The following is a 4,616-nucleotide window of genomic DNA, read 5'->3' as shown; positions in this document are numbered from 1 at the left end:
CCCCAGGCCCGCACCGCCTCGCCGGCGGGCTGCGCGGCCAGCGCGGCCGGGGTCGGCCACCGGTCCAGCCAGGCCTGCCAGACCGGCAGCACGCGGGCGACCGGGGTCTGCTGCAGCATGACCTCGCTGACCAGGACCGCCCACGGCGTCGTCGCCGGACGCCGCCAGGGCAGATCCCGGGCGGCGGCGGCGAACCAGTCGAGCACCAGCCCGGCGAGTGCCGTCGGCGCGGCCGATGCCGTGGCTGGGCCCGACGCCGCGGCTGGGCCTGGTGCTGTGGCTGGGGTCGGTGCCGTGGCTGGGATCGGTGCTGCGGCCAGGGCAGGGAAAGCGGGCGCGGTCCGCGGTGCGCTGGTCATCCTCGCCATCGTGCCAGGCCGGCGGATGGCGGTGCGCGGGACGGGGGTCAGACGTAGCGTTCCAGGATGCTGGACTCGGCCAGCCGCGACAGACCCTCGCGCACGGCGCGGGCCCTGGTCTCGCCGACGCCGTCGACCGCCTGCAGGTCGTCGACCCCGGCGGCGAGCAGCTTCTGCAACGTGCCGAAGTGGTCCACGAGCCGGTCGACCACCATCCGCGGCAGCCTGGGCACCTTCGCCAGCATCCGGTAGCCGCGTGGGCTGATCTGCCGATCCAGGATGTCCGCCCCGCCGGAGAAGCCGATCACCCGGGCGAGCACGGTGAGGTCGAGCAGGTCGGTCGGCGACATCGCGGACAGCTCGCTGAGGACCTGCGCGGCCGACCCGGCCTTCGACCCGGCGGGCAGGTAGTCGCGGACAGTGAGTTCACGCTCCGTCTCGACGCCGGCCATCAGCTCCTCGAGCTGCAGGGACAGCAGTCGCCCGTCGGTACCGAGCTCGACGACGTAGCCCTCGATCTCGTCCGCGATGCGGCGCACCATCTCCAGTCGCTGGCTGACCGAGATCGCGTCCCGAACCGTGACGAGATCCTCGATCTCCAGCGCGGACAGGGTGCCCGCCACCTCGTCGAGGCGGAGCTTGTAACGCTCCAGGGTGGCCAGCGCCTGGTTCGCCCGGGACAGAATCGCGGCCGAGCCGTCGAGCACGTAGCGCCGTCCGGCGACGTAGAGCGCGATGATGTGCATCGACTGGCTGACCGAGATGACGGGGTACTCGGTCTGCTTGGCGACCCGCTCGGCGGTGCGGTGGCGGGTGCCGGACTCCTCGGTGGGCACCGTCGGGTCCGGCACGAGATGCACCGCGGCGCGCACGATCCGCTGCAGGTCCGAGGACAGCACGATCGCGCCGTCCATCTTGGCCAGTTCCCGCAGCCGGGTGGCCGAGAACTCGACGTCGAGCTCGAAGCCGCCGGTGCACAAACCCTCGACGACCTTGTCGTGGCCGAGCACAATCAGTGCCCCGGTATGCCCGCGAAGGATGCGCTCCAGGCCGTCGCGGAATGGAGTTCCAGGGGCGACCGCGGCCAGTGTCGCCCGGAAGATGTCGTCTCCGGGTGGTCCCGCCATCAGGCTCCCTCAGCTCCTCGTCTCCCCGCTGTCTGCCACCTCTGCCGCGATGCTATCGGGGCGACCGAAGTTGGTGCGGTCCAGCTCTTCATGGGGTAACGAATTTACTCAAAACAGACATATTTCTGGTTACGCTTCATGCATTCGGGTTATGGCGCCGATCAGATCGGGCACCTCGGTGACTTTCATGCCCTCGGGCCCGGGCCCGGCACCCGTGGGCACGAGCGCCCGGCGGAATCCCAGCCGGGCCGCCGCGGCGAGCCGCTGGCGGACCGCACCCACGGCCCGCACCTCCCCGGCCAGCCCCACCTCCCCGACTGCGACGAGATCGGCCGGCAGCGGCCGGTCCCGCGCCGCGCTCACGACCGCGAGCGCCGTCGCCAGATCCGCCGCTGGTTCGGCGAGGCGCACCCCGCCGACGGTCGCGGCGTAGACGTCGGCCTTACCGAACCGAACCTTCGCCCGACGCTCGACCACGGCGAGGATCATCGCCACCCGGGCCGGATCCAGCCCGGACACCGCCCGTCGTGGCACCTGGGCGGACGTCTCGGCGACGAGGGCCTGCACCTCCGCCACCAGCGGCCGGCGGCCCTCCACCGTCACGGTGACGCACGTCCCCGGCACCGCCTCCAGACCGCTCGCCCCCGAACGGGACAGGAACAGCCCGCTGGGATCGGCGATCCCATGGATGCCGGAGTCGCTCATCTCGAAACAGCCGACCTCGTCCGCGGGGCCGTACCGGTTCTTGCCCGCCCGGACGAGACGAAGCGCGGAGTGCCGCTCACCCTCGAAATGCAGAACCACGTCCACCAGATGTTCCAACAGGCGGGGCCCGGCCACCAGGCCATCCTTTGTCACATGGCCGACAAGCACCGTCGCGAGGCCGAGTGCCTTCGCCGTGCGGATCAGCGCGGCGGTGACCTCGCGTACCTGGGTGACACCGCCGGCCGCCCCCTCCACCCCGGCCGCGGAGATGGTCTGCACCGAGTCGACCACCAGCAGAGCCGGCGAGACCTCCTCGACGTGGCGCAGCACGGCGCCGAGATCAGTCTCGGCGGCGATCCACAGATCCTCGTGGAGCGCACCCGTCCGCCCCGCACGCAGCCGCACCTGGGCGGCGGACTCCTCACCGGTGACGACGAGGGCCCGGGCCCCGCCGGCCGCGCTGCGGGCGGCCACCTCCAGCAGCAGCGTGGACTTGCCCACGCCCGGCTCGCCGGCGAGCAGGATCACCGCGCCGGGGACGAGACCACCGCCGAGCACCCGGTCCAGCTCGTCGATGCCCGTGGGCCGGCGGCGGGCCGCCGTGACGTCGACGGACACCACCGGCTGCGCCGGCGCCGTGACCTCCGTGGCCACGACCGCCCGCCCGGCGCCACCGAGACCGGTGGCCCGGCGCGGTGCCGGCGCCAAGGCGTCCAGCGTCCCCCACGCCTGGCAGCGCGGACAGCGCCCGGCCCAGCGGACGGACTCCGCCCCGCAGCCGCTGCACCGGAACCCGCCAGACGCCGTTCGACCGCGACCGCCGGCCGCCGGCCGAGTGGATGTCATGGGCGCCACGTTAACCGGCCGGTCCGACATGTCGGAGCCAGCCGCGCGTGGGGGCGCCCACAGGTGTTGCGTGACCAGGCCCTGGCCCCCGCTACGCCGTACCGGCCCGCAATCGCCGCCCGGGGCCGCCCGAGGCGCCCGTCGGGCTGGCGCCGCCGATGCCGTGGTCCGCCGACGCTCTGGTGCGGCGACGCCCGGACGCAGTGACGCCCTGGTCCGCCGGCGCCCTGGTCCGCCGGCGCCCAGGTCAGTGTCACCCGGCCACTGCGCGGTCGGCGCTCGCAGAAGGTTGTTCGCGTTTCGTCGGCCTGCGGCCGTCGTCAGGCTCCTGCAGCTCCCGGCGCGACCAACTGGGCCGAGGGACTGATGGCCCACGAGGGGGCAAGGGGGGCCGGAAGCCGCGGTGCGGTTCCGCGGAACCTCGGGACCGCCGGTGCGGTTCCAGGATGGGCACGGCTACGCGCTCGCCACGCTGATGCCCGGCCGTCGGCTGCCACGAGTCACTCCTCGTGGTGCGGCGGCCGGGCCGGGCCCGGACTCGGTGGTCTCAGCCCGCGGTCGCGGTGGCCGTCGGGGTGGCGGTGCCGGCGGAAGGGGTGGCGGTGCCGGCGGAGGGAGAGGCGGTGCCGGCGGAGGGAGTGGCGCTGGCGGCGGAAGGCGCGGCGCCGGCGCTCGGCGAGGCCGGACCGGCGGTGGGCGTCTGCGTGCTCGCGGTGGCCTCGGCCGGGGCACCGGAGGCGCCGGGAGCGGGCGGCTCCACCGGCACGTCCAGCGTCACGCTGCCGGCCTTCGCGAAGGTGAAGGTGATCGGGAGCTGGGACCCGATCAGCAGGTTGCGCCGCACGTCCCGCAGGGTGGGCGCGGAGCCGTCGGCGATGAAGATCTGGCCGCCGCCGGGCACCAACTGTGCCGACCTGGGCGGCTGACCACCGCCGGCCTCCGGCGAGGACACCGAGACGAGGGTGTCCGGCTCGTCGCCTCCGTTGAAGAACGCCGACACGATCGGCGCGGAACCGCCCTGGGAAACGGGCCCGGCGAGGTAGACATTACGAAGCGTGATCGAACCCACGGACCCCGCGACGCTGTTGGTCGTGGTCCGCGCGAGGTTCGTCAATGCGTCGGTGCCGGAGGCGCAGCTCGCCAGGCCGGCCGAACCGATCACCGAGGCAAGCAGGGCGACGCCCACCCGGCGGGAGGTCATCCGCCGCCGCAACGCGGAGTGCGGCGCGGCGTCGTCGCGGGCCGCGGCGGCGGGCGTCGCCTCGGCGACGGCGGTGGCTGACGGGAAACGGGCACCCGGACGGCGGCTCACAGCTCGGTGGCTCCTCCTGCACAAGACCGGCGCGTTGGGCGGCACCGGTGCTGGTCGACGGCCGTCGCGTGGACGGCCACCCGGCGGCGCGCCCCGGCGCCGGTAGTCGGACCCGGCGTGCAGGGGTCACCCCCGGTGCCCGGAGGACCTGCCGCTGACAGCCCGGTGTCGAGCGGCCGTCCGACGGAGGTCTCCGTGCGGGGCTAACACTAGCCACCCGGCGGCGCCACGTGCCCAGGCCGCCGGCCCCGGCCAGCCCTGGTGGGC

General features: G+C 74.2%; 3 protein-coding genes and 1 pseudogene. All 4 read right to left on the bottom strand.

From position 1 onward, the window contains the following. Positions 1 to 368, bottom strand: a pseudogene (locus tag ND748_RS25680) (A/G-specific adenine glycosylase); the annotation flags it as partial. Positions 369 to 406: 38 nt separating this feature from the next. Next, positions 407 to 1,486, bottom strand: a complete 1,080-nt coding sequence (gene disA, locus ND748_RS25675; protein WP_011607569.1) for a DNA integrity scanning diadenylate cyclase DisA — start codon at positions 1,484 to 1,486, stop codon at positions 407 to 409. Between the two features lie 129 nt (positions 1,487 to 1,615). Continuing rightward, entirely contained in the window at positions 1,616 to 3,067 is a 1,452-nt protein-coding gene (gene radA, locus ND748_RS25670; RefSeq protein WP_251748653.1) for a DNA repair protein RadA, read from the bottom strand. Between the two features lie 517 nt (positions 3,068 to 3,584). Continuing rightward, the gene (locus ND748_RS25665) at positions 3,585 to 4,349 is read right to left on the bottom strand and encodes a hypothetical protein (protein WP_251748651.1); all 765 of its coding nucleotides are present in this window, start codon (positions 4,347 to 4,349) and stop codon (positions 3,585 to 3,587) included. Positions 4,350 to 4,616: the final 267 nt, after the last annotated feature.

The organism is Frankia sp. AiPs1 (assembly GCF_023716945.1).
In the GTDB taxonomy this organism is placed as follows: Bacteria; Actinomycetota; Actinomycetes; order Frankiales; family Frankiaceae; genus Frankia.
This window is presented reverse-complemented; position numbering and strand designations above follow the sequence as displayed.

Bases quoted from the DNA above. Each gene is read 5' to 3' on its own strand.
- disA (WP_011607569.1), bottom strand. From the start codon at position 1,486: ATGGCGGGACCACCCGGAGACGACATCTTCCGGGCGACACTGGCCGCG.
- radA (WP_251748653.1), bottom strand. From the start codon at position 3,067: ATGTCGGACCGGCCGGTTAACGTGGCGCCCATGACATCCACTCGGCCG.